The organism is Nocardia sp. NPDC004340, from assembly GCF_053602575.1.
This window is the reverse complement of record NZ_JBSGDW010000003.1, coordinates 745,416-768,992: the sequence shown is the minus strand read 5'-3', so window position 1 is coordinate 768,992 and position 23,577 is coordinate 745,416. Positions and strand designations below refer to the sequence as shown.

General features: G+C 68.9%; 29 protein-coding genes. 12 read left to right on the top strand and 17 right to left on the bottom strand.

From position 1 onward, the window contains the following. Window positions 1–133: 133 nt before the first annotated feature. Entirely contained in the window at window positions 134–913 is a 780-nt protein-coding gene (locus ACWEOI_RS15685; protein WP_357084602.1) for a M50 family metallopeptidase, read from the bottom strand. Window positions 914–1,028: 115 nt separating this feature from the next. Here ACWEOI_RS15685 and ACWEOI_RS15680 point away from each other — a divergent pair, with 115 nt between their 5' ends. After that, complete coding sequence (locus ACWEOI_RS15680) at window positions 1,029–1,862, top strand: SAM-dependent methyltransferase (RefSeq protein ID WP_433666345.1); 834 nt, start codon at window positions 1,029–1,031, stop codon at window positions 1,860–1,862. Here ACWEOI_RS15680 and ACWEOI_RS15675 read toward each other — a convergent pair. Together ACWEOI_RS15675 and ACWEOI_RS15670 are read right to left on the bottom strand one after the other, a co-directional pair. Next, entirely contained in the window at window positions 1,859–2,284 is a 426-nt protein-coding gene (locus ACWEOI_RS15675; protein ID WP_433666344.1) for an SRPBCC family protein, read from the bottom strand. The two genes, ACWEOI_RS15680 and ACWEOI_RS15675, sit on opposite strands and share 4 nt — an antisense overlap. A gap of 60 nt (window positions 2,285–2,344) precedes the next feature. After that, window positions 2,345–3,025 (bottom strand): TetR family transcriptional regulator, encoded by a 681-nt coding sequence (locus ACWEOI_RS15670; RefSeq protein WP_433666343.1) that lies wholly within the window; start codon window positions 3,023–3,025, stop codon window positions 2,345–2,347. Between the two features lie 114 nt (window positions 3,026–3,139). On the opposite strand from ACWEOI_RS15670, the gene ACWEOI_RS15665 reads away from it, so the two are divergent. Both ACWEOI_RS15665 and ACWEOI_RS15660 read left to right on the top strand, forming a co-directional pair. Next, window positions 3,140–4,285, top strand: coding sequence for a lipase family protein (locus ACWEOI_RS15665; RefSeq protein ID WP_452360010.1), 1,146 nt, complete (start codon window positions 3,140–3,142; stop codon window positions 4,283–4,285). A gap of 92 nt (window positions 4,286–4,377) precedes the next feature. After that, window positions 4,378–4,854 carry an anti-sigma factor gene (locus tag ACWEOI_RS15660; RefSeq protein ID WP_433666341.1) on the top strand — a complete coding sequence of 159 codons (477 nt, stop codon included), beginning with the start codon at window positions 4,378–4,380 and terminating at the stop codon, window positions 4,852–4,854. Here ACWEOI_RS15660 and ACWEOI_RS15655 read toward each other — a convergent pair. Continuing rightward, window positions 4,817–6,322, bottom strand: coding sequence for a phosphatase PAP2 family protein (locus ACWEOI_RS15655; RefSeq protein WP_452360009.1), 1,506 nt, complete (start codon window positions 6,320–6,322; stop codon window positions 4,817–4,819). The two genes, ACWEOI_RS15660 and ACWEOI_RS15655, sit on opposite strands and share 38 nt — an antisense overlap. A 110-nt stretch (window positions 6,323–6,432) precedes the next feature. Then, complete coding sequence (locus ACWEOI_RS15650) at window positions 6,433–6,588, bottom strand: hypothetical protein (RefSeq protein WP_433666339.1); 156 nt, start codon at window positions 6,586–6,588, stop codon at window positions 6,433–6,435. 249 nt (window positions 6,589–6,837) lie between these two features. Between ACWEOI_RS15650 and ACWEOI_RS15645 the strand changes: the two genes are divergently transcribed. After that, window positions 6,838–7,608, top strand: coding sequence for an RNA polymerase sigma factor SigF (locus ACWEOI_RS15645; RefSeq protein WP_433666338.1), 771 nt, complete (start codon window positions 6,838–6,840; stop codon window positions 7,606–7,608). Here ACWEOI_RS15645 and ACWEOI_RS15640 read toward each other — a convergent pair whose 3' ends face one another. The 4 genes from ACWEOI_RS15640 to ACWEOI_RS15625 are packed head-to-tail and all read right to left on the bottom strand — an operon-like array spanning window position 7,609 to window position 11,281. Continuing rightward, window positions 7,609–8,013 (bottom strand): hypothetical protein, encoded by a 405-nt coding sequence (locus tag ACWEOI_RS15640; RefSeq protein WP_452360008.1) that lies wholly within the window; start codon window positions 8,011–8,013, stop codon window positions 7,609–7,611. Between the two features lie 33 nt (window positions 8,014–8,046). Continuing rightward, window positions 8,047–8,961, bottom strand: a complete 915-nt coding sequence (locus tag ACWEOI_RS15635; protein WP_433666336.1) for a DoxX family membrane protein — start codon at window positions 8,959–8,961, stop codon at window positions 8,047–8,049. A 25-nt stretch (window positions 8,962–8,986) separates the two neighbouring features. After that, window positions 8,987–10,987: an aconitate hydratase gene (locus ACWEOI_RS15630; protein WP_452360007.1), complete on the bottom strand. Its 2,001-nt coding sequence runs from the start codon at window positions 10,985–10,987 to the stop codon at window positions 8,987–8,989. 9 nt (window positions 10,988–10,996) lie between these two features. Then, the gene (locus ACWEOI_RS15625; RefSeq protein ID WP_433666334.1) at window positions 10,997–11,281 is read right to left on the bottom strand and encodes a hypothetical protein; all 285 of its coding nucleotides are present in this window, start codon (window positions 11,279–11,281) and stop codon (window positions 10,997–10,999) included. 406 nt (window positions 11,282–11,687) lie between these two features. On the opposite strand from ACWEOI_RS15625, the gene ACWEOI_RS15620 reads away from it, so the two are divergent. Next, entirely contained in the window at window positions 11,688–12,500 is an 813-nt protein-coding gene (locus ACWEOI_RS15620) for a hypothetical protein (RefSeq protein ID WP_452360006.1), read from the top strand. 158 nt (window positions 12,501–12,658) lie between these two features. Then, window positions 12,659–12,871 carry a hypothetical protein gene (locus tag ACWEOI_RS15615; protein WP_452360005.1) on the top strand — a complete coding sequence of 71 codons (213 nt, stop codon included), beginning with the start codon at window positions 12,659–12,661 and terminating at the stop codon, window positions 12,869–12,871. Between the two features lie 22 nt (window positions 12,872–12,893). On the opposite strand, the gene ACWEOI_RS15610 is transcribed toward ACWEOI_RS15615, so the two are convergent. From ACWEOI_RS15610 to ACWEOI_RS15595, 4 genes are all read right to left on the bottom strand, one after another. Beyond that, window positions 12,894–13,652 (bottom strand): murein transglycosylase, encoded by a 759-nt coding sequence (locus tag ACWEOI_RS15610; protein WP_452360004.1) that lies wholly within the window; start codon window positions 13,650–13,652, stop codon window positions 12,894–12,896. A gap of 5 nt (window positions 13,653–13,657) precedes the next feature. Next, window positions 13,658–14,584 carry a hypothetical protein gene (locus tag ACWEOI_RS15605; protein WP_452360003.1) on the bottom strand — a complete coding sequence of 309 codons (927 nt, stop codon included), beginning with the start codon at window positions 14,582–14,584 and terminating at the stop codon, window positions 13,658–13,660. Window positions 14,585–14,857: 273 nt separating this feature from the next. Continuing rightward, window positions 14,858–15,130, bottom strand: a complete 273-nt coding sequence (locus tag ACWEOI_RS15600) for a hypothetical protein (RefSeq protein ID WP_452360002.1) — start codon at window positions 15,128–15,130, stop codon at window positions 14,858–14,860. A gap of 178 nt (window positions 15,131–15,308) precedes the next feature. Further along, a complete protein-coding gene (locus ACWEOI_RS15595) occupies window positions 15,309–15,932 on the bottom strand; it encodes a carbonic anhydrase (protein WP_433666328.1) in 624 nt (207 codons plus the stop codon). 129 nt (window positions 15,933–16,061) lie between these two features. On the opposite strand from ACWEOI_RS15595, the gene ACWEOI_RS15590 reads away from it, so the two are divergent. Beyond that, window positions 16,062–17,390 (top strand): cryptochrome/photolyase family protein, encoded by a 1,329-nt coding sequence (locus tag ACWEOI_RS15590; protein WP_452360001.1) that lies wholly within the window; start codon window positions 16,062–16,064, stop codon window positions 17,388–17,390. A gap of 71 nt (window positions 17,391–17,461) precedes the next feature. Beyond that, entirely contained in the window at window positions 17,462–18,175 is a 714-nt protein-coding gene (locus ACWEOI_RS15585) for a response regulator transcription factor (protein WP_452360158.1), read from the top strand. A gap of 3 nt (window positions 18,176–18,178) precedes the next feature. Here ACWEOI_RS15585 and ACWEOI_RS15580 read toward each other — a convergent pair whose 3' ends face one another. After that, entirely contained in the window at window positions 18,179–19,546 is a 1,368-nt protein-coding gene (locus tag ACWEOI_RS15580; protein WP_452360000.1) for a sensor histidine kinase, read from the bottom strand. A 120-nt stretch (window positions 19,547–19,666) separates the two neighbouring features. Between ACWEOI_RS15580 and ACWEOI_RS15575 the strand changes: the two genes are divergently transcribed. After that, window positions 19,667–20,506 carry a COG4705 family protein gene (locus tag ACWEOI_RS15575; protein WP_452359999.1) on the top strand — a complete coding sequence of 280 codons (840 nt, stop codon included), beginning with the start codon at window positions 19,667–19,669 and terminating at the stop codon, window positions 20,504–20,506. On the opposite strand, the gene ACWEOI_RS15570 is transcribed toward ACWEOI_RS15575, so the two are convergent. After that, window positions 20,493–20,879 (bottom strand): DUF4383 domain-containing protein, encoded by a 387-nt coding sequence (locus ACWEOI_RS15570; RefSeq protein ID WP_433666324.1) that lies wholly within the window; start codon window positions 20,877–20,879, stop codon window positions 20,493–20,495. The two genes, ACWEOI_RS15575 and ACWEOI_RS15570, sit on opposite strands and share 14 nt — an antisense overlap. Before the next feature lie 77 nt (window positions 20,880–20,956). Between ACWEOI_RS15570 and ACWEOI_RS15565 the strand changes: the two genes are divergently transcribed. After that, window positions 20,957–21,556 (top strand): TetR/AcrR family transcriptional regulator, encoded by a 600-nt coding sequence (locus ACWEOI_RS15565; RefSeq protein ID WP_452359998.1) that lies wholly within the window; start codon window positions 20,957–20,959, stop codon window positions 21,554–21,556. Window positions 21,557–21,584: 28 nt separating this feature from the next. Here ACWEOI_RS15565 and ACWEOI_RS15560 read toward each other — a convergent pair whose 3' ends face one another. Next, the gene (locus tag ACWEOI_RS15560) at window positions 21,585–22,253 is read right to left on the bottom strand and encodes a PAS and ANTAR domain-containing protein (RefSeq protein ID WP_433666323.1); all 669 of its coding nucleotides are present in this window, start codon (window positions 22,251–22,253) and stop codon (window positions 21,585–21,587) included. Between the two features lie 117 nt (window positions 22,254–22,370). Here ACWEOI_RS15560 and mbp1 point away from each other — a divergent pair, with 117 nt between their 5' ends. Next, the gene (mbp1, locus tag ACWEOI_RS15555) at window positions 22,371–22,649 is read left to right on the top strand and encodes a microaggregate-binding protein 1 (protein WP_452359997.1); all 279 of its coding nucleotides are present in this window, start codon (window positions 22,371–22,373) and stop codon (window positions 22,647–22,649) included. A gap of 214 nt (window positions 22,650–22,863) precedes the next feature. Next, the gene (locus tag ACWEOI_RS15550; protein WP_433666322.1) at window positions 22,864–23,061 is read left to right on the top strand and encodes a hypothetical protein; all 198 of its coding nucleotides are present in this window, start codon (window positions 22,864–22,866) and stop codon (window positions 23,059–23,061) included. 90 nt (window positions 23,062–23,151) lie between these two features. Here the strand turns inward: ACWEOI_RS15550 and ACWEOI_RS15545 are convergent, their stop codons facing one another. Further along, on the bottom strand, window positions 23,152–23,481 hold the full coding sequence (locus ACWEOI_RS15545) for a plasmid stabilization protein (RefSeq protein ID WP_433666321.1): 330 nt from the start codon (window positions 23,479–23,481) through the stop codon (window positions 23,152–23,154). Window positions 23,482–23,577 lie beyond the last annotated feature (96 nt).

The window sequence follows — 23,577 nt, the reverse complement described above, 5'->3', positions numbered from 1 at the left end:
CGGTGGTACGAGCGGGCCGAGATCCGGGCAAATCCGGTGTTTCCGATCACCCGGACGGTGCAAACCGAATGGTAGTCCCCGTTGGCCAGAATCCTTGCAGCGATACCACTCTCGCCCTGAGGTGGGACAATGCTCACCCGGCGGTTGACGCCGCGCAGGTGCTGTGCGTGAGCGGCGGCACACACACCCCCGACACGTCGGCCAGCAGCAGGCGCGCCCCGAGGACCAGCGAGCACAGCGCAATCGCGCCGAAGGCCAGCACCCACAGCAGGCCCGGGATCCTGGTCAGGTGGGCCAGCTGGTCGGCGTCGGAATTCGGCTCGTGCGCGCGATTGCGCTGCAACTCGATCACCGGGCGCACCGCGGCCAGCAGCAGGAACCAGGACGCCGCGTACGCCAGCGCCGCCTGGGTGGTGTCGCTGCCGAACCAGGACACCGCGAACACCACGCCGCCGGTCACCAGCAGCGACAGCAGGCCGTACCAGTTGCGGATCTTGAGTAGCAGCACCAGCAGCAGCGCGATGGTCAACCACAGCATGAGGGTGATGCGGTGCGCGCCCAGCAGCGCGGCGTAGGCCAGCCCCAGCAGCGCCGGCGCCGGATACCCGGCCGCCATGGTCAGGATCATGCCGAGCCCATAGGGTTTGCCGCTCGACACGGTGAGTCCCGAAGTGTCGGAATGCAATCGGATGCCATTGAGGCGGCGGCCGGTCAGCAGCGCGGTGAACGCGTGCCCGCCCTCGTGGGCGATGGTGACCGCATTGCGCAGAATGCGCCACGTCGGGCGGAACGCCACCAGTATCAGCGCCACCACGCCGGTGCCCACCACCAGCTGCCACGGCGGCGGGGTCTGCGTCGTGGACAACCGGTCCACGATGGTGCTGCCGCGCTGAACGAATTCCGCTGTATCCACGGCCGCACCCTACCGATTCGGCGCGGACCTGGCGATCCGGTCCCAAATCATCGCGTATGCGACAGACTTGCTGTGGGCCGGGGCCGGAGCGAATCGATTGTCAGGGGAGCGTGAGATGTCCGAGTCAGTGCAGAGTTACCCGAGTGCGGCGCCGGTTGGGGTGGACACCACACGCGCCAGCATTGCCCGCGTCTACGACGCCGCATTGAACGGTAAGGACAATTTCGAAGTCGACCGCGCGGTCCTGGACCAGGTGCGCGAGGTCGCGCCCGGGGTCGCCGAATTGGCCTGGGCGAACCGGGATTTCCTGATCCGCGTATGCCGCTTCCTGGCCAAGGAGGCGGGCATCGACCAATATCTGGACCTCGGTTCGGGGCTGCCCACCGCGGAGAACACCCACCAGGTCGTGCAGCGCGTGGACCCGGGTTCCTCGGTGGTCTACGTGGACAACGACCCCATGGTGCTGGCGCACGCGCGCGCCCTGCTGGCGGGCAATCCGCGCACCACTATCGTCGAAGCCGACATCTTCCGTCCGTTCGAGGTGGTCAAACACCCCGATATCCGTGAGGAACTGGACTTCAGCCGTCCGATCGCGCTGTTCCAGATCGGCACCCTTCACCACTACGCCGCCGACGATGTCGCCGCCGTGATGCGCAGCTACCTCGATGTGCTGCCCTCCGGCTCGTATGTGGCCATCGCCCATTTCCTCGACCCGGAGACCGCCGAACACAGCGACTTGGCGCGCAAGATGGAGGAGAAGTTCGTGCACAGCCCCATGGGCTCGGGCCGCTTCCGCACCCGCGACGAGATCCACGCCCTGTTCGGCAATCTCACCATGATCGAACCCGGCCTCGTCCTATGCGACGAATGGTGGCCCGACGGTCCGCAACTCACGCCGCTGAGCCCGGTCCGCCACTGCATCGCCGGCGGCGTCGGCTTCAAGCCCTAGACGGCCGCGAGGCGGTCGGCGAGGATGCCCGCGCGGGCGAGCTGGACCTTGCGGGCCTGACCGGAGGCGAAGGCCATGAGGCCGATGGGGGTTCGCAGGCGCAGCTCGTCGTCGACGCGGGTGCCCTCGGCGGTGGGGGTCAGGTCGAAGCGGTAGCCCATGCGGACGCCGCCGGGGCTGTCGACCTCGCCCCAGACCGCTGTCCCGGGTGTGCCGAGCAGGGCGACGCGAATGCGGTTGTCGTGCTTCAGGCCCAGGAAGCGGAAGCGTTCGACGGCGAGGTAGGAACCGTCCTGGACGTCCTCGACGGCGACGACCAGCGGGGAGAGACCGATGTAGTTCTCGGGCCGGATCAGGTGGTCGTAGACGGCCTCGGGGGAGGCGGGGACGGTGAACGTGTTACGGATGATCTTTTCCGGCATGTCCGCACTCTAGCGGTCACCCGCGGCGGGGGGATCGGGGCCGGAACCGGTCGTGCGGCATCACGATTCGGCGGGGCCGGTCTGGGCCAGCAGGCCGTCGACACAGGCGCGCAAGCCCTGGCCGTAGGTGTCGCGGGCGGCCAGGGCGGGCCAGCGTTCGCCGATCGCGGCCAGCCGGGGAACGCGATCGGGATCGAGATCGCCGAAGGCGGCGCGGCCGGAGGCGGCCGGGCCGCCGCGGCGCTGGGAGTGGGTGCGGACCAGGATCTCGCCGACGGTGTAGTACCAGATCGAGCGGAAGATGTAGGCGGCCTGCTCGGGGGTGCGGCCGCTGGATTCGGCGGCCGCGAGGATGGATTCGACCGTCCACAGCGCGGATTCGTCGAGCAGGCCGACGAAACCGTCCACGGTGAGGACCTCCGCGGCCCAGGGCCAGCTCGCCAGCAGATCGTGCATGGCGGTGGCGGCCGCGACGATCCGGTCCCGCGGATCCTCGGGCAGCTCCGGGCGTTCGGTCTGATCGGCGTAGTGGTTGAGCAGCAGGACCAGCAGATCCTCCTTGTCCTGGACGTGGCGGTAGACCGTGGTCGCGCCGATTCCGGCCTCGGCGGCCAGGCCGCGAATGGTGAGCCGCTCCCAGCCGTCGCGGTCGATCAACCGGCGGGCCGCGGTCAGGATCTCCGTGCGGGACGTGACGGGCGGGCGGCCGGTGCGGCCGGAGGAGGCGGTCGGTCGGGACATGTCTGCCATCATGCCCTGTTCCGCTCTCGACAGCGTGACCTGCGGATGCTACTTTCGGAACGTGTTCGCAAAGTCGTCGACGGGCGTCGGCGGCTCGTCCCGGAGGAGCTTCCCGTGCGATACCTGATCCTGGCGGCGATCGCCGCCCTGTCCTCGGCCGCGGCGACCGGATCGGCTGTGGCGCAACCGGATACCGGAGGAGCGCCGGGCGCGGTCGTATCGTCACGGCCCCTTGACGCCGGCGAACTGATTCCCGGCGCGGCGAGCGGGTATCGCATCACGTACCGGACGACCGGCCAGAACGGCGAGGCGGAGGTCAGTGGCGGCACGATCTATGTGCCCGAAGGCGCGACCCCGGCGGGCGGTCGGCCGATGGTGTCGTGGGCGCACGGGACCAGCGGCATGACGGCCGGCTGCGCGCCTACCATCAATGGCGGCATGGCGGACAAGTTCGACGAGACACCGCAGCTGTCAACGTATCTGGCGCGCGGCTACGTGGTGGCCGCGAGCGACTACATCGGCCTGGGCGCGGACGGCGTCTACGAGTATCTGGCCGGGCGCGCGGCGGGCCACGCGGTCCTCGACATCGTGCGCGCGGGCCACGCCGTGGATGCCGGGTTGTCCGAATCCTTCGTGCTGGCCGGGCATTCCATCGGCGGGCAGTCGGTGCTCGCCGCGGCCGGGATGGCCGCGGGCTACGCGCCGGACCTCGATCTGCGCGGCACCCTCGCCTACGCGCCGACCAGCAATGTCGAGGACATCATCGCCGTGCTGAGCCGTCCGGGCGTGCCCGTGCTCCCCGGCCTCGACGGCCTGCACGCCCGGCTCGTCATGATCCTCGCGGGCCTCGATCACGCCCGCCCCGAACTCGGCGTCACCCACTACCTGTCACCGCACGGCCACGAAGTCCTCGCCATCGCGCGGGCCGGAAACGATTGCCTGGCTTCCCTGGAGGCGGCCGTCACGGGCAAGTCGGTCGGCCAGTTGTTCACCACCTCCCTGCCCGATTCGGTCATTTCGGCGCTGCGGGACTACCTGTCGGTGCCCGCCACCGGGTACTGCGGTCCGGTCGTCCTGCTGCAGGGCGGATCCGACACCATTCAGCCCGTTCCGACCACCGTGCTGCTGCAACAACAGCTCCGGTCGGCCGGTACGGACAGTCAATTGGTGCTGCACGCCCCCGCCACCCACTTCACCATCCTGAAATTCGCCGACTCCGAGGCTCAGGACTTCTTGAACCGCGTGCTCCCGCTCCGATAATCCTGACTTTTGGGCGGTTTCCCTCCGGCAGCATCGGGTAAGCGAACATTGCGGGGGAAAGATCGCGATGGGGGCTGGATGGGTGGTGAGTGATGAGTGAATCGCCACTGGGTGATGGCAAGGCGCGCATACGCACCGACAACGCGGAGCCGGAATCACCGCGATTGTCCGGTGACGTGGGGGTACGGGTGCGTGCCGACGCCGGACACCTGGAAATGTTGCGCGCGATAGCCGAAACCGTCATGCTCACAGCCGATTTCACCATCGACGTGGCCATCGACATGCGGGTCGCGCTGGATCAGGTGGCGACCGCGATGATCCTGGCGGCCGTGCCGTCGGCCGGACTCGACTGCGAATTCCGTTACGACGAGCAGCGGGTCCGGATTCGGGTGACGTCGGTGATCGGCACCGGTGGCGGCCTGATCGAGCACAGTTTCGGCTGGCACTTCGTGGAATCCCTGACCGATTCGATAACTGTCGACACCGACGAGTTCGACGTCGTACAACGCGGATACCCGGTGGTCGTGGAATTCACCCGGCAACGGAAGGACGACGCGGAGCCGGAATGAGGCGATACACCGTGAGGCGCCCGGCCACCGTCATGTGAATCCGGGTGGCCGTGCCGATCACCTCGCCGTCGGCGGCGAGGGGTTCGCGCGTGGTGAGCCGGACGGTCAGCTCGGGCCGGCGGCATTCGCCGTACAGGCGGGTGCGACCCAGGGCCGCGAGCCCGGCCGCCAGGATGATCCGGGGACGGGACCACGGCCCGTCGGCGCGTAGCCATCGGATGTCGAGCAGCCCCGCCGCGAGATGGTCGCGAACGGCCGGGGTGGAGCGCCGCGGATGATAGGAACCGTTGCCGAAGAACAGGACCCACACCCGGCGGCGCTCACCGTCGACCTCCACCGTGAGGGGCCGGGCCCGGCCCACCGCGGCCACCGACGCGGCCGCGAAGGCCAGCCGCCGACCCCATCGCGAACGCCATCTCCGCCGCAGCCGCACCATGTCCGGGTAGGCGCCCACACTCGCCACGTTGAGCACGTGCCGGGTGCGCTCTCCGTCCTCGTCGTCGAAGCGGACGCGCGCGATGTCGACGTCCACGGCATCGCCGGATTCGACGGCCGCGGCCGCCTCGGCCGTGTCGCGCACACCCAGATCGCGGGCGAAATGATTGCGGGTGCCCGTGGGGAACACCGCCAGGGGCAGACCGCGCCGCAGGGCGACCGTGGCCGCCGCGGCGAGGGTGCCGTCACCGCCCGCGACACCCAGTGCCATCGGCCGCGGAACGCAGGCGCGGAACGCCAGTTCCAGCCGCCGGGCGGGATCGTCGCCCGGTTCGGTGCGGACGAGGGTGGCCGCGGGCAACAGCGCCGCGAGATCCTCGCACGGATCGACGGACGGATCACCCGCTGCCGGGTTGACCAGCACCAGCAGGCCGTTCCCGTCGGCAAGCGCGGGCGTGCCCTGGTGCCGCTCGCGGGCGGTCGCCGGTGCCGGGGCCGGCCACCAGTGCCGGGTGGCCAGGGCGATGGTCGAACCGATCACCGCGCCCGCGAGCACATCACTGCCCCAGTGCACGCCGGTATGCACCCGCGAGTAGGCGACGAGTCCCGCCAGCGGGACGAGACCCGCTGCGGCCCGGGGACTCTCGACCGCGACCGCCGTGGCGAACGCGGCCGCCGCGGCACTGTGGCCCGAGGGGAACGACGACGAGACGGGCCGCGGGTCCAATCGCCGAGATGCGGGCAGCAGCTCGGCGGCGGGGCGGCGGCGCGTGATGATCGGCTTGAGACCGCCGTTCACGATCGCCTCCGTGGCGGCGAGGGCGGCGACGCCACGGATCGCGGCCCGCCGGTACTCGCCGCCACGGGTTCCCAACGTGAGGGCGATGACCAGCCAGAGCGCGCCGAAATCCGCGCCGCGGGTCAGCCGCAGCAGGCCCGAATCCAGCGCGGAGGCGGGTATGCGCGCGACCGCGGCGGTGACGGCGCGATCGATGCGGCCGACGCGGTGGAACCGTCGCGCGAGTCCTGCCATCGGCGAGGACAATTCGCCGGCCGCTCCGGAAAACGGCTGCGGCCGGCCCACTGTCGTGTGACGGGTGAAATGCATGCTGGTGTAGGGGAGTTCACCAATCGCTGACCGGATCACCAATAGTGGGAGCGTCGGCCGATCGGGCGTCCGGCCGCGCCGAGGAGCCAGGCGACCGCGCCGATCAGCATCAGGATGACCCCGATGGTGGTGAGGATATGGATGCCGAAGATAATTCCCAGGATCAGTATTACGAGGCCCAGGACGATCATGATTATTCCTTTGTGGGGAGCGATTGTGACATTCCCGCAGTTCCCGCTGAATCGGCCGTCAAACGCCCCTGGAGCACGGTGAGGCGTCGCATGGGTCCGTGCGAATCATTCTGTGGCAATACGTCTCTGACCTGGCGGATCGCGCGATGATGCGGTGAACGCCGCAGTCGGCCGGTGAAAACGGGTTCCCCAGCGGCCGAAATGGGTACACCATTGTTATGCAGTTCAGCCGAATACGGGGTGATACCGATGACGGGTGACAGCTATGACGATATCGAGCCGCTGCTGAAACAGCTTGCCGTCGCCGTGGAAACCGATGCTCCCGAGCGAAAGGCCTTGCGCGAAGAGGCGATCGACCGGTGTCTGCCACTGGCCGACCACATCGCGCGCAAGTTCTCCGGGCGCGGCGAGGCGTTCGAGGACCTGGTGCAGGTGGCCCGGCTCGGGCTGGTGCAATCCATCGACCGGTTCGACGTCGAGCGTGGTTCGCGGTTCCTGTCCTTCGCGGTGCCCACCATCATGGGCGAGGTCAGACGGTACTTCCGCGACAGCACGTGGGCCGTGCGCGTACCGCGCCGGGTCAAGGAGACCCAGATCCGCGTCGGCGCCGCCGTCGAAATCCTCGCCCAGCGCCTGGGCCGCATGCCCAAGGCGCGCGAACTGGCCGCCGAACTGGAGGTGGACCAGTCCGAGCTGACCCAGGCCTTGCTGGCCGCCAACGCCTACCAGAGCTCGTCGCTGGAAGCCGCCTGTCCCGATGACGGGGAAAACACTCCGCTGGCCATGCTGGACGCGCTGGGGGCCGAAGAGCCCGGCTTCGAACACGTCGACCAGTACCTCGCCGTCTGCCCGCTCATCGCGGAACTGCCCGAACGGGAGCGGCGGGTGCTCACCATGCGCTTCTTCGACTCGATGACCCAGAACCAGATCGCGCAGCGGCTGGGGGTCTCGCAGATGCAGGTGTCACGCATCCTGGCGAAGACCCTCGGCCGGCTGCGCGCCGAGGCGCTGGCCATCTGATCAGAATCCCGCCAGACCCGAGGCCAGATCCGGCATCCGGATCGCCTGCACCGCCGCGTCCCGCACATCCGGGCACGCGGCGGTGGTGGTCTGGTCGATGACCGAGCGATTGCGCATCACCGCGATATTCACGCCATTGTTGCGCAGCGCCCAATCCTGCACGGTGATATTGAATTTCAGCCGGGCCTCGGTGGGGCCCTCGGCGCGCCACTTGTCGACTTCGGGCCGCATCATGTCGCACAGCTGCTTGGCGGCGTTCGCGGAGATGGTCGGTGACCCGGAGCCCTGCTGCGGCGAACCGGTTCCCGGCACACCGGGTTCGGTGCTGTTCGAGCAACCCACGGCGAGCGCGGCCGCCGTCACGGCCACGACCGCCCAGCGGGCGCGAGAATGCTGAGATGCCATGACGGAGGCCCCTTTCAGTGCGCTCGGTTGTCTTCAGCGTCGGTGGTCGGCGGCGGTGCGGGCCGCGTCCGCGAGCCGCTCACCGCGCCGCTTGGCCTTCTCGGCGAGGTGGCCGCCCTGGTCGCGGGCGGTGTCGAGGAGATGACCACCACGGTCGGCGGCGACGTCGCCCCATTGTGCGCCGAGTTCCCTGGCCGAACCCGCGAGTTGGGTGCCGCGATGCTGGGCCGCCTCGGCCAGTCGCTCGCCACGATCGTGCAGTGCCGCAACGAGTTCGGGTCCGTGCTCGCGGGCGGATTCCGCGAGCTGCGCGCCGCGGTGCTGGGCAGCGTCGGCCAGTCGCTCGCTGCGATCGTGCAGCGCCGCGGCCAGTTCGGGTCCGCGTTCGCGGGCGGTCTCCGCCAGGTGCTCACCGCGGGTCCGCACCGCCGCGGCGAGTTCGGGTCCGTGGACCTTCGCGGCGTCGGCGAGCCGGGTGGGGGCGGAGTCGTCGGCCTGCAGCTTCTCCAGGGCCCGGCGGCCACGCCAGCCGAGCGACGGTTTGCCCTGCCGATCGGTCGAGGCGATGAGCAGTCCGCCGAGCAGGCTCACGTCCTTGAGCAGCGCGTTGCGCCGGGCCGAACGCCGTTCGGGGTCCTCCTCGGTCCAGAACCCCGGTTCGGTCAGGGCCGCCGGGATCACGGTCGCGGCGAGCACGGCGGTGGACAGCCGGGGCAGTTTGCCCAGGGCCAGCAGCGCGCCGCCGCCGACGCGGACCGCCGCGTTGATCCGGACCAGTGTGGCCGGATCGTCGGGCAGATAGGCCGCGAGCTTGGCCGGCAACCGCTGCTCGCCCTGCCGCACCGCCTCGTTCGCGGTCTTGATCCGGGGATCGGGGTGGGTGAGCGTGTCGATTCCGTCGGCGACGAAAGCGGTCGCCAGCAGGGGGTGGGCAATGCGTCGCAGCATGGTGATTCCTTTCCGGAAGGCTGTCTCAGCAGGCGCTGATGTCGTCGCTGTTCCCGGCGTCCTCGTCCTCAAACGCGAGGTCGCGCGCCGCGAGCCGGGGGATGAGGCCACCGGCCAGGACGTCTCGCACCTGACGCGGCGAAAGCCGGTGTCGCACGGTGAAAGTGGATTCCTTGCTCATATCGAGCACCTCGAGCGTGGTGACGCGGGCGATGGCGTGCAGATCGAGCAGTCGCAGCACGTCATCGCGGTCGATACGGTCGTAGTCGGTGGGATCCTCGAATTCGAGGGCCAGGACACCGAAGTTGGCCAGGTTCTGCCAATGGATGCGGGCGAAGGATTTGGCGATGACCACCCGCAGACCGAGGTAGCGGGGTGCGATGGCCGCGTGCTCGCGTGAGGAACCCTGACCGTAGTTCTCGCCCGCGACGACGATGTGCCCGGTGTCGGAAACCCGCTGCGCCCGTTCGGGATAGGTCTCGTCGATCGGGGTGAAGGCGAACATCGCCAGCTTGGGGATGTTGGATCGGTAGGGCAGGGCGCGGGCTCCGGCGGGGGAGATCGCGTCGGTGGAGATATCGTCGCCGACCTTCAACAACACGGGCGCGATGATCCGGTCCGGCAGCGGTGTCAATTCCGGCAGGCCGGAGATATTGGGCCCTTTCACCGGCCGCACCAGCCGTGCCCGCTCCGGCTCGAGCGGGGGGACCAGCATCGCCGTATTGACCGAGGCCCGCACGGGCAGTTCGAGTTTCGGGTAGTCCATGCCGACCGTGCGCGCCCACTCCCGCGGATCGGTGATCACACCGGTGAGCGCTGAGGCGGCCGCCGTCTCCGGCGAGCACAGCCAGACCGAGTCCTCCTTGGTGCCCGAACGGCCCGGGAAATTGCGCGGCATGGTGCGCAGCGAATTGCGGCCCACCGCGGGGGCCTGGCCCATGCCGATGCAGCCCAGGCATCCGGCCTGGTGGATGCGCGCACCCGCCTCGATCAGGTCGGTGACCGCGCCCATCCGGGTCAGATCCGTGAGGATCTCCCGGGAGGTGGGGTTCACGTCGAAACTGACCTGCGGCACGGTCTGCCGCCCGGCCACCATGGCCGCCGCCATGGCGAAGTCACGCAGTCCCGGATTGGCGCTGGACCCGATCACCGCTTGCGCGATCTCGGTGCCCGCCACCTCGCGCACCGGCACCACCGCGCCCGGCGACGACGGTTGCGCGATGAGGGGTTCGAGCGTGGACAGGTCGATGGTCTCCTCGATGTCGTATTCGGCGTCGGTGTCGGCGGCCAGTTCGACCCAGTCGTCCTCGCGGCCCTCCGCGCGCAGGAAGGCGTGGACGGCCTCGTCGCTCGGGAAAACCGTGGTGGTGGCGCCGAGTTCGGCGCCCATGTTCGCGATCACATGCCGGTCCATCGCGGACAGTCCCGCCAGGCCCGGCCCGTGGTATTCGATGATGCGCTCGATCCCGCCGCTGACGCCGTGCCGGCGCAGCATCTCCAGGATCACGTCCTTGGCCGAACACCACTGCGGCAGTTCGCCTTCGAGCCGGATACCCCAGATCTTCGGCATCCGCAGGCGCAGCGGCTGACCCGAGATGGCCAGCGCCACTTCCAATCCGCCCACGCCGATGGCGAGCATGCCCAGCGAGCCCGCCGCCGGCGTGTGCGAATCAGATCCCGCGAGCGTCTTGCCCGGCACCCCGAAACGCTGCATATGGGTGGGGTGGGAGACGCCGTTGCCCGCCTTGGAGAACCACAGGCCGAAGCGCTGGGCGGCCGTGCGGAGATACTCGTGGTCCTCGGCGTTCTTCTCGTCGGTCTGCAACAGATTGTGGTCGACGTACTGGACGCTCACCTCGGTGCGTGAGCGATCGAGGGCCAGGGCCTCGAGCTCCTGCATCACCACGGTGCCGGTGGCGTCCTGGGTCAGCGTCTGATCGATCCGGATCGCGATCTCGGTGCCCGGCGTCATCGCACCCGACACCAGGTGCGAGGCGATCAGCGTGCGCGCCAGATTGCCGGGCATGACGTGTGACTAGCCGCTGGTGGCCTGCGGGCCGACGACGAAGGTGGCGTTGCCCGTCGCATCCAGGCCCGCGTCGAGAATCTTGTCGTCGAAGAATTCCGCGGACCGGCGGTCCATGTAGACCCGCGCGCCTTCGGCGGTCAGGACCGCGTCGTCCTCGGACGGCCCGTCCGTCACCGCGAGCTGGAAACTCTCGGCGTCATCCGGCGTGGTGATCCGCAGTCCGGCGTCGCGCGGGGCGCCTTCCCCGGAGGTGATACCGCGTACCGCCTCGACGGCAGTGGGGGTGAGCATCAGCATAGGTCTTCCTTCCGCTGTCGTGAGTGCCGGACGGACTGCCGGCAGTCGGTCGAATAACCGGCTGCGCCGGACCGAAACGTCTCAGCGGTGGCTGCGGGTCCGGAATCGGATCCGGGGGGCGGGGGATCGGCGGGCCTGGTGTCGGCAGGGGCAGGGGCGGAACGGGCTCCGGGACAGGTTCGCCCGGCTCCAGCGGTGGGACCGGTTCCGGCGGTCGCACCGGAGGAACCGGGGTTCCGTCCGACCCGATACCGGATCCGACGTTCTGAGGTTCCATACCGCCCGCATACCCGGCGACGCCCGAGGTATTCGGTTCCGGACATGCTCGCGGAATCATGGCGATCACCGGGGATTCATCCGATAATCCGACAAAGGGCCCATTCTTGGTAGGAGGCCGGGCATGACCACGGAAACTTCTCGGGGGCATCGCCGCCGGACCCTCCTCGCGATGGCCGCAATTCCGGCGGCGGTCGTGCTGGTGTCCTGTTCCAGCGGAGGCGGGCCCTCGGCCACCACCACCGCCGCGCCGGGCGGCGCGTCCACGACCACCGCACCGGGCAGTTCCGCGCCGGCGAGCAGCGGGTCGGGCGCCCCCACGACCTCCCCGGCCGCGGACTTTCCCTACCAACCGCTGTGGCCGTTCCGCGACAGCGCCGAAGCCGCGGCCTGGCAGCGGGACGCCGGGTCCGGGCATCAACCCTGGCATCTCGACCCCGCCGCCACCGCGCAGTCCTTCACCCAGCACTACCTCGGGTTCTCGAGCTTGGACAAGATCGTGAAGGTGGCCACCGACGGGGACCAGTCGCGGGTCAGCGTCGGGTTCGACAATCCGAACGGTGTGCCCGTTGTCGCGGCCGTCGTGCATCTGGCCCGGATGGGGCACGGTGACACCGCGCCGTGGGAGGTCGTCGGCACCGACGACACCACCTTCCAGCTGACCACGCCGCGCTACGGCGGCGCGGTCTCGTCGCCGGTGGCCGTGGGCGGGACCATTACCGGCGTGGACGAGAGCATCCGGGTCCGGATTCTGCGCTCGGATCGGGATCAGCCCGTCGGTCGATCCGCTCCGATTCCCGCGGGCGGTACCGAATCACCCTGGAGTGCCACGGTGTCCGTGTCCGATGCTTGTCCGGCCACGCTCACCATCGTCGCGGCCACCGGAGGTCACGTCACCGACGTCGAACGGTTCACCATCACTGGCGTTCGCTGCTGATTCGCCACGGAATTAGCTGTCGGAGAACCGGACTCGGGGAACTAATCGGGCGTCGCTGTGCCACCGGGGCCGACTTTGCGTGCCTAAGTTGATCTTTCGCGCCACATTTGCGCCGCGGGTGTACCAGAATTGGTGGTCCCTCTTCGAAAGGTTGACTCGTGCCCAAGCACTTGATCACGGTGGCGGCGATAGCGATGGTGGCGGCGGCGATCACGGGATGCGGCGATCACCGCAGCACCCCACTGGTCCCGCCGTCCCCGACCAGCGCGGTACCCGTCCTCGGCGGCGGTCGCTTGCCGGACGTGATCGACATGCCGACGACGACCCCGGCATCGACCGGCCGGACCACCACGACCCCCAAGGCCGGCTGACGGTCCGGTTCCCGCCGCTCGGCTATTTCTGGTAGCCGAGCGCGGTGCTGCGCACTTGATCGACGTATACGGCGGAGTGGTTGTACGCCAGGATGGCCTGCCGCCAGCCGCGCGCCGTGGCCAGATCGCCGCCCGCCGCGCACAGGTATCGACCGGCCGCGAGGGCCGCATCGTCGATATTGTCCGGGCTGCCCGAAAGGCCGCTGGTGGCAGCCGGTTTGGCGGCCTTCAGCGTGGGGGCGAGGGTGTTGTAGCCTACGGCCGCGTGGACGCCCCAGCGTTTCCAGGTGTCGGGGATGAACTGGAACGGGCCCATCGCGCGCGCGTACACCGTATGACCGGCTCGGGTGGTGGCATTGAGGTCGACGATCTGCGCATTGCCACCGGTGCCGTCCAGCGCGATCCCTCGGATCGGCGGGCGCACCGATCCATCGGCGGCGATGGTCGCGCCGCCGAAACGGGCGTGATTGCTTTCCACGCGGGCGATACCGGCCAGGGTCACCCAGCCGAGATGGCAACCGGGCTGGGCCTTCGACATGGCCACTGTCGCATAGCCGTACGCCTGTAGGGCCCGCATCGGGATGCCGCTCGTTTCGGAACGCGCACGCGCCCACTCGCGGAGCTGGTCGATCGGAGACTCGGCCGCGTCGAGGCGGATCGCCGGAATCGACTCGCTCGCACGCGGCGGCAGCGGATCGGACGATTCGCCGGAGACACCGCAGCCCGCGAGGACTGCCGCGACCGCGGCCACCAGCAGCGCCGGACGCGCTGTCATCGCCATCGGTGCTACTTGGCCGGGAGGGGCTTGGGCGTGGTGGGAGCCACTGTCGTGGTCGTCGCCGCCGGGCGGTGCGTCGTGGTCGGCGGTTGCGCGACCGTCGGGCGGGCCGAGGACGGAACCGGCTTGGGCGCGGTCGTTTTGGTGGCCGTGGTCGACGGCGGGGTGCTGCGGCGCGGTGTCGTCGGCTTGGCGGACGGGGTGGTCGTGCGGACCGTGGTCGGGGTCGTCGTCGCCTTGGCCGGTGTCGGTGCGGGCGGGACGGTGGTGGTCGTCGTGGTCGCAGGAACCGGGGTCGTGGTGATGGTCGTCGTCGGTGCCCCAGGGACAGGGGCTGTCGTGGTCGTCACGGCGGCGGCAGGGACCGGGGTGGTCGTGGTGGTAGTCGTTGCCGCGACGGGCATCGGCGTAGCCGGGTCGGTGGTCGTGGTGGTCGGCGTGGGAGTCGTCGTCACCGTGGTGAGGCCGGGCGTCAGTGTCGTGACGACGTCGGTCGGCGGGGAGACCTGCGCCGAAATCCCGAGACTCGCACTCACATTCACATTGATGGTCGGACCCGACGACGGGCTCGTGGTCGGAGTGTCGGTCGTCGTCGTGACCGGCGTGCTGGTAGCGGGGTCGGTGGTGTCGGGACTCGGTGTCTCGGTCCCGGGCACGTCTCCGCCGTCGGGAGTGTCCGCGACCGGCATGTCGTCCGGCACGGTCCCGTCCTCCGGCGTCTCGGTCACGTCCGCGAGCTCGGTGACCGGCCCGGTCTCGGTGGCCGGGTCCGCCTCGGTGGAGGTATCGGAGACCTTCGACGACGCCACGACTGTGCCCGCCCGGTCGTTCTGCGGCGAATCCGCCGTGATCGCGACCCCGCCGACCGCGAGCGCGATCAACGCCATGGTGGCCGCTGTATTGGGCAGATACCGGCGCGCGTCGCGCATCGTCACCACGAATCCTCCTGGAACATCACCGACCTGGCCTCTGCCAGGACCGGCATATCCTGGAGGCGCCTCGTAGCGCCGAACCCAATGTTCCGGAGCTACAGGATGTTCCACGGGTGAACAGATCGACACATGTCGAATGATCAGGCGCGCGAATGCATCTGACTTAAACCTGTTCCACCTTGATCCACCAGGTCTTCGCCGCCGAACCCGTCGAGCGAGCCATGGGAATTGATGTGCGAGCGAAAACCGTGGTGGATTGGGCGCTCTGGGGAATTGCTACCCGGCGGTGGCGTCGCCGCCCTCACGGGCGGCGGCCACGGCGGCCTGGTGGACGGCCTCGGCGAGTTCCTTCGAGTTGGCGGGGACGGGGCTGCCCGCCACCGTGTACCACTCGCGGATTTCATTGTGTTGCACCGTGACCAGTGCGAGGTTGTCGGTGTCGGACCAGAAGGTGCGGAGGGTGATCTCACCGTCGAGGGTTCCGGCTTCCTCGGTGCGGATGCCGCCGGGGCCGGTTGTCACGGTGGTGGTCCAGTCGAGCTTTGTCATTGTTGAGCCCTGCTGTATAGGTGTCGGCTATCGCGGGAGAGTGTACGCAGAAAAAGGCGGCGCCTATCCCGAAATTGGATTCGGAATAGCGCCGCCCTTTTATCGCGGTGACCACGGCGAAAGCCTCAGGACCCGTTGGTATTTCAATGCGGAATTGTCGATTTCCGCACGACCGAACTCATGGCTGTTCGCCGATATTGCCGATGACCTGGTTGAGGTGGGCGCGGCCGTCGCTGAGCTGGTAGGTGACGCCGGCGATGGCCAGGCGGCCCGCGTCGACGGCCTGCGAGATGATCTGCGAGCGCTCCATGAGAACGTGCGCGGTCTCGGCGACGTGGCGGGCCTCGAGCTCGTCGACGGTGCTCAGACCCTCGCGGCGGCCCAGCAGGATCGATGGGGTGACGCGCTCGACGAGGCTGCGGATGAACCCGCCGGGCACCGCGCCGCCGTCCAGGGCGTCCAGGGTGGCCTTGACCGCGCCGCAGCTGTCGTGGCCGAGCACCACGATCAGCGGCACGTTCAGGACCTGTACGCCGTACTCGATGGAACCCAGCACCGAGGAGTCGATGACGTGACCCGCGGTCCGGACCACGAACATGTCGCCGAGGCCCTGGTCGAAAATGATCTCGGCGGCCACCCGGGAGTCACCACAGCCGAACAGGATGGCGGTGGGGTGCTGGCCCGCGACCAGTTCTTCGCGGTGACCGGAGCCCTGGGAGGGGTGGACCTGACTGCCGGACACGAAGCGGTCGTTGCCGTCGCGGAGCGATTTCCAGGCACTGATCGGATTTGAGTGGGGCATATGTCCGATTCTGCACGCTGATCATGATCCGCGTCGACCGGCCCTGCGTTGCGGGACGGGCGAGCCGGGCCGCCGGACCGTACTGTCGCATCGATCAGGCAACCATCGATCAGGAGGCGGGGTGCGGGCATGACGACGTCGATCGTGTTGTTCACCAGGGATCTGCGGGTCCACGACAATCCGGCGCTGGCGGCCGCCTGCCGCGAGGACAAGTCGGTGGTTCCCTTGTTCGTTCTGGACACCGATCTGCTGGCCCGGATCGGGGACGCGGCGAACCGGCTGCGGTTCCTGTGCTCGGCGCTGAGCGAGCTCGACGACGAGCTGGGTGCGCGGGGCGGGCGGCTGGTGGTGCGGCACGGCCGGGTGGTCGACGAGGTCGTGCGGGCCGCGCGCGAGGTCGGGGCGCAGGCGGTGCACCTCGCGGCGGACGGCACCCCGTACAGCCGGAAGCGGGAGGACGCGCTGCGGGAACAGCTTTCGTCGGCCGGATGTGAGCTCCGTGTGCACGGCCGCTCGATCACCGCCGTGGATCCCGGTGCGATCCGGCCGGATACCGGACGCGGGCATTACGCGATCTTCACGCCGTACTTCAACCGTTGGCTGGAGACGCCACTGCGTCGTCCGGTGCCGCCACCGGTCACCGTGACCGTGCCCGAGGTGGAGAGCGAGGCGATCCCCGGCGCGGCCGATCTCGACGCGGGTCCCGGGTCGCCGCATTTGGCGGTCGGTGGTGAGACCACCGGTCGAAAACTGCTCGAGCAGTGGCTGTCCGGCCCGGTCCGCCGCTACCAGGAGGAGAAGGACGTCCCCGCTGCCGACGGCACCTCGCGCCTGTCGCCCTACCTGCATTTCGGCTGCCTGTCCGTCACCGAGATCGTGACCCGCACCCCCGCCACCGACCCCGGCGCCCTCGCCTTCCTCCGTCAGCTCGCCTGGCGCGACTTCTACCACCAGGTCCTGGCCGACGAACCCCGCGTCGCCGTGGCCGACTACAAGGCGGTGTCAGCCGAGCCCTGGCGGTCCGATCCGCGTGGCGTAGCGGCCTGGCAGGCCGGGCAGACCGGCTACCCCATGGTCGACGCGGGCATGCGGCAACTGCTCGCCGAGGGCTGGATGCCGGGCCGGGCCCGCTTGATCGCCGCCAGCTTCCTGGTCAAAACCCTCCGCGTGGACTGGCGCATCGGCGCCGAGCACTTCGAACGCTGGCTGGTCGACGGCGACGTCGCCAACAACCGCCTGAACTGGCAGTGGATGGCCGGAACCGGCACCGACACCCGCTCCAGCCGCGTCCTCAACCCCCTGCGCCAAGCCGACCGCTTCGACCCCGAAGGCGACTACGTCCGCCGCTGGCTCCCCGAACTCGCCCAACTGCCCGGCGCCGAGATCCAACGCCCGTGGCGGGCGGGCGTCCTCGCCGCCGACTATCCGCCACCGATCGTCGAATTCAACGGGATGTGAACGCGACCGTCGGAACGGTGACCGCGAGGGCGACGCACCGGCACCACGACGCCCTCGTGCATGCTGGTGCGGTGCGAGCACTGGTGGTGGAGGACGAGGAACGGCTGGCTCTCACCCTGCGACGAGGCCTCGAGCTCGAAGGCTTCGTCGTACAGCTCGCCGCCACCGGCACCGACGGACTCTGGTGGGCGCTCGAGGACGATTTCGATGTGATCGTGCTCGATCTCATGTTGCCGGGACTCAGTGGCTACGAGGTCTTGCGGAGGCTGCGGGCCCACGACGTGGCGACCCCGGTACTGATGCTGACCGCCAAGGATGGCGATTACGACCAGGTGGACGCCCTGGACCTGGGCGCTGACGACTACCTGACCAAACCGTTCTCGTTCGTGGTCCTCATCGCGCGTCTGCGCGCGCTGCTGCGCCGGCGCGCACCACAGCGGCCGACCATCCTGGTCGCCGGCGACCTCACGCTGGATCCGAGCCGCCGGTCCGCCCACCGTGGCGACACCGAATTGGTGCTGACGCCCAGGGAATTCGCGCTGTTGGAGTATTTCCTTCAGAACAAAGGCATCGTGCTGACCAAGACCGACCTTCTCCGGAACGTATGGGACGCCCACTACGACGGCCCGGGAAACGTGGTCGAGGTCTATGTGGGCTACCTGCGCAAGAAGATCGACGCGCCCTTCGGGCAGGCCAGCATTCAGACCGTTCGGGGCGCCGGTTACCGACTTCTCGACCCGGACGCCGGGCCGGCCACCGGATCCGGGGTACCGGAACACGCTTGACCGTCAATCGACTGCGGGCAGATCGAGAATGAATCGTGCTCCGCCGGAGGGTGATTCGGTGACGACAACGGAACCGTGGTGCGCGGCCATGATTTCTGTGACTATCGCCAGGCCGAGACCCGATCCGCCGCTGGTTCGCGCGCGGTCGTCCTCCAGGCGCACGAACCGGTCGAAGATCCGAACCCGTTCCGTAGCGGGAATTCCCGCTCCGTCATCGTCCACGATGAAACGAGCTCGCCCGTCGTGGCGGCCGAGGTGAAGGATCACGGTGGAGCGGGCGTGGGCGGCGGCATTGTCGACCAGATTGCGAAGCGCCCGCTTCAGGCGCAGCCGATCGCCGAGGACGCGTACCGGCTCCACGACGGTCCGGACCGTCACGGTGCCACGCAACCGGAGCGCGGCGGCTTCCTCGGCGACCAGGTCGTCGAGATCGACCTCGCCGATCCGCAATTCGAGACCGTGTTCGTCCGCGGCCGCCAGGGTCAGGAGATCGTCCACCAGATTTCGCATGCGCTCGGCTTCCGGTAGCAGCGTCGCGTCGATCAACTCCTGGTTGAGGGCTTCCGGGCGGTGACTGGCCAATTCCAGTGCGGCGGTGAGCGTCGCCAGCGGGCTTCTCAACTCGTGCGACGCGTCGCCGACGAACCGCCGCTGCGCTCGGTGACCGGCTTCGACGCGTGCGAGCATCTCGTTCATGGTTCGGGCCAATCCCGCTATTTCGTCGCGAGTCGGCGGGATCGGCACTCGTCGTGACAGGTCGCTGGCCTCGATCCCGGCGACTCGGGTCCGAATGTCCTCCACCGAGCGCAGGGACCGGCCGACCAGTAGGTAGGTCGCGGCGGCGGCGGCCGCGACCACCGCGGGGGCGCCCAGTGCCAGCAGCGCGGCGACCTTCTTCACCGCACGCTCGCTGTTCTCGGTGTCGGCCGCGACCAGCACGGTGAAGGTCCCGGCCGAGGTGTCGGCCGTCCGGGCCACGATGCGCCAATCCTCGTCGTAGCCGGCGGCCGCGGGCAGATCGTTCGCCGCTGTGATGGGCAAGCCGGTCAATGGCGTGGGCAGCGCGTGGCGCGATGCCGCGACCTGGTGTGCGGTCGAATCGAAGACCTGCACGGCGGCGATCTGACGGTCCGCGTCGAGCAGTGTCTCGGGCAGCGCGGTCGCCGGCTCGCGCCGCAATTCCGCCGCGATCTGATTCGCCCGGAATTCGGCGGCCGTGTCGACCTCGCTGATCAGGGACCGCTGCAGCACCCACAGCATCGCCGCCGCGGCGACGGCGACGACCGCGCCCACGACCAGCGCGGCCGCCAACGCGGATCTGAGGCGCAGGCCCCAGCGTGCCGGCGCGAGCCACCTCGTGAGCCCTTTCACTCGCTCATCATCGGACACGGCGCCGGCTACGAGAAAACGATCTCAGCGTGTTCTCAGCGATCGGCTGGCAGGCTGCGTGGCGACCTGCTCGTTCGCCTCCATCGAGATGGGAAATCCGGCATGGACTCGGCGTCCGCCCGTACCGATTACAAGCTTCCACAGATCACCGCGCTGTTCTGGATTCTGAAGATCGCCGCCACCACTCTCGGCGAGACCGGCGGCGACCTGATCGCGCAGACGCTGGACCTGGGGTACGCCGCCGCCTCGGTGCTGTTCCTGACGATCTTCGCGGTCAGCCTGATCGCGCAGTTGCGGGCGCGTCGTTTCCACCCCGCGCTGTACTGGACGGTGATCGCCGCGACCAGTACCGCGGGCACCACCATCTCCGACTTCCTCAACCGCGGGCCGGGCTCGGGAACGTCCACCGACGGCGGGCTCGGCTACGGCGCCGGTGCGGCCATTCTCGTCACCGGGCTGGCCATCGTCTTCGCGGTCTGGAAGCTCAGCGGACAGACCTACGACGTCACCGGCATCAGCAGTGTGCGCGGCGAAATCCTGTACTGGACAGCCATTCTGCTCTCCAACACGCTGGGCACCTCGCTCGGCGACTACCTGTCCGACACCAGTGGCCTCGGATATTGGGGCAGCGCCGCCCTCATCGCCGCGATCATGGCGGCCCTGCTCGCTGCCCACTACCTGACCCGCGTCTCCGGTGTCCTCCTGTTCTGGCTGGCCTTCATCCTCACTCGCCCGCTCGGCGCCACCGTTGGCGATCTGCTGTCCAAACCCCACGTGAAGGGCGGTCTGGGGTTCGGAACCTGGGGCACGTCCGCCGTGCTGCTCGCCGTCCTGGGCGCCGGAATTCTGTACGGCTACCGCCGAATCCGTAGGGAACGAGGCACCGTGGAATCGCCGCGACCGTCGACAGCGAGGAACAGCGTCGTAATCAACGGGAAGTGAACCCGATTCGGCGCGTACGGGTGAGTGCCGTATTCGCGGCGACGCACGCCAGGCCCGCCGCCGCGAGGGCCGGATGGACTATCCGGTCACGCATGTCCACGGGGATGAAGCCGAGCAGATCGGCGGGGTTGAGCGCCTCGCTGATGGTCGCGAGCAGATAGGTCGCCGCGACCAGGGTGACGGCGGTGCGGGCGATGCGCGGGCGGAGCAAACCGGCGAGCAGTACGGCGGCGAGTAGCAGCTGCCAGGCCGCTCGCCAGCCCGTGCCGGGCATCGAGAACTGTGGTCCGGCCGCGAGAGTCGTGGTGGCGCGGACGGTCAGGAAGATCGTGACGAGCAAGCAATACCAGGTGGTCGGTCGTAATCGACTCATGGTGAAACCCGTTCTGCAGGTGCGTGACTGCCCGTTAATGCCACGGTGGCATTAACGGGCACCACTATACTGCCACTGTGGCAGTAGCGAGCGGTCGAGAACCGCGCCGTCGACGGCAACCGCAGGAGGCCCGCGCCGAGATCCTGGACGCGGCAACGGAATTGCTCCGGACGCGCCCCGCGCACGAGGCGACGGTGGCGGCGATCATGGAACACACGACGCTGTCCCGAAAGTCGTTCTACGTGTACTTCCGTGATCGCTCCGAGCTGCTCACCACCCTGATCCAGCCCCTGCGCGCCGAGGCGGACGCGGGGCTGGCCGACTGGCGGAACTCCGACGACCCGGTCGCCGGGGGTCGCGCGGCCCTACTCGCCGCCGCCCGGACCTACCGCCGCCACGGCGCGGTCCTGCGCGCCATCTTCCGGTCGGGAACCGCCGACCCGGAGGTGCGCTCGGTACGAGACGGCCTCGTCGCGGCGGTGGTCGACGTGGCGACCGAGAAGATCACCGAAGTCGGTGCGCCGCTGCCCGATCCCCGCGGCAGCGCACTCGCGTTGGCCACCATGAACATCCACATGCTCCTCGACCTGCGCCCGGACGCCGACGACGCCGAGCTCACCGAACTCGTGGACGTCCTGTCGACGATCTGGGAACGGACCCTCGGGGTGCACCGCTAGCTTTCGATCTACGGCCGGGCCGCGGAGGTCACTCGTGGATGCGTTCGTGCACGGTCAGCAGGATGTGATCGAACGCCGACACGGTTCCGGGCTGCGCGGGCGGGATATTGGGCAGTTCGCGCAGGAGTTGTTCGGCCAAGGAGCGGAGTTTGGTGTTGGTCTCCTGGGACCGCCACACCAGCAGTTTGAAGGCCTGCTCGTCATTGATGCGGTACATGCGCATCAGCACGCCCTTGGCCTGCTCGATCACGGCTCGCGCCTCCACCATCTCGGGCATCCGTTCTTCGAGCGCCTCGCGCTGAGCGCTGATCAGGGTGCCGGCCAGATCGATGTAGAACCCCGCGGTGCCGACCGCGCGCCCCTGGTCGAGGATGCGGTCGGCGACCACCATGACGTGGTGTTCGTGCCCGTGGGTGTCGATGAACCGGTGCCGGCTCGAGAACGGCTCGCCCAGTGAGACCGAGCGGGTGATCGCCTCGGCGACCTTGCCGCGATCCTCGGGATGTTTGTGGGCGAGAAGGAGTTCGGTGGTGGGCTCGATCTCGCCGGGCGTGTAGCCGTGCATGCGGTACAGCTCCGCGGACCACTCCCAGCGCTGCGTGGCGAACCAGAACCGGAAGCTCCCCGTCCGCGGGCCCGGATACTTCCCCGCGGCCCACACCAGCGATTCCGCGGGAAGTTCGGCCGAAGACTCCATCGCCCCATTATCCGCCTCGCCGCCTGATCAACGCCATCGCCCGGCAGCCGATTTCCTCGCCTCGAAACGAATTGACCGACAGCCTGTTTCGGGTGCGAAGACCCGGGTAGGTCCCGAATGTCCCTGAAATCGATATACGGAGGTATATCCCATGTCAGAGCCGACAAGAGCGGCCCCCGGGAAGGCATCGAAGGCGTGGTCGAGGGCGTCAAGGGCGCGGCCAAGGAAGCCGCGGGCAAGGTCTTCGGCAACGAGGGGCTGCGCGAGGAGGGGCGCGCTCAGCAGGACAAGGCCGAATCCCAGCGCGACGCCGCCAAGCGGGAAGCCCAGGCCGAGAAGGACCGCGCCCGAGCGGCGGCCGAGGAACAGCGCCAGCGCGCACAGCAGCACCGATGACCCGGTGACGACAACGAAATCCCCTGGCCCGCATCGGAAGCGGCCGGGGGATTTCCCATATCCGTCCCTTCCTCCGGAACGTCGTGGAATGCCCCCGTTAAACACGCGCTTCTCGGGGTATTCGCCCGTCAGGAGAAGGTGATGAGAAATGAGAACTTTCACTAATGACCGTCGAGTGTGGCGCGGCGGGCGACGTACGCGTGCGAGCAGCCTGATGCTGCTGGTGGTGGTCGCCTGGCTGATCATCGGAGCCGTGGCCGCCGGGCAGCGGCACTATTACGACAGCGCGCCGACGAACTGCGCGAGCGCCGGAACAATCGCGGTGACGATCGTGGCGGGTCCGCTGAACTATCTCGGTCTGAACCCGAAGATCGCCGACTGCCACGTCGATGTGCCGCAACCCAGTCAATAACCTGGTATTCGCCTGTGTCCGGCCCAGCGGGGTACTGCTCGACAGCCGCGCCACCAAGACTTCGGTCATGGCGAACCGTTGCTGAGCGAGTCAGGCTCGGCCGAGCGCGTGGGCGAGCTGCGCTTTGGACATTCCCGAGCGGCCCTTGATGTTTCGCTGCTTGGCCTCGTTGTACAGCTGGTCCTTGGTCGGGCCCTCGGGCCCGCGCCGGCCGGAGCGTTCGCCGCCGCGCTGTTGCGGTGACTTGCCCTGCAAGGATGTGCGACTGGCGGTCCTGGTCTCGCCCGCGCGGGCACGATTCTTGTTCACGGTCCGCGCACCGATCTCGCGGGCCCGGGCCGGGCGTTCGCCACGCTCCTCGGCGGAGTCGCGGATGTGCTCGTACTGTCGTTCCTCTTTCTTCGTCCATTCCTTGGGCATGGGACTTCTCCGATGCTGTGTCTCCGCTCCGTGAGCGGGTACGCCGAAGGCATCAGCACTCGGCGAGGAGGGTAGGGACATGGTCGCAGTACCCGG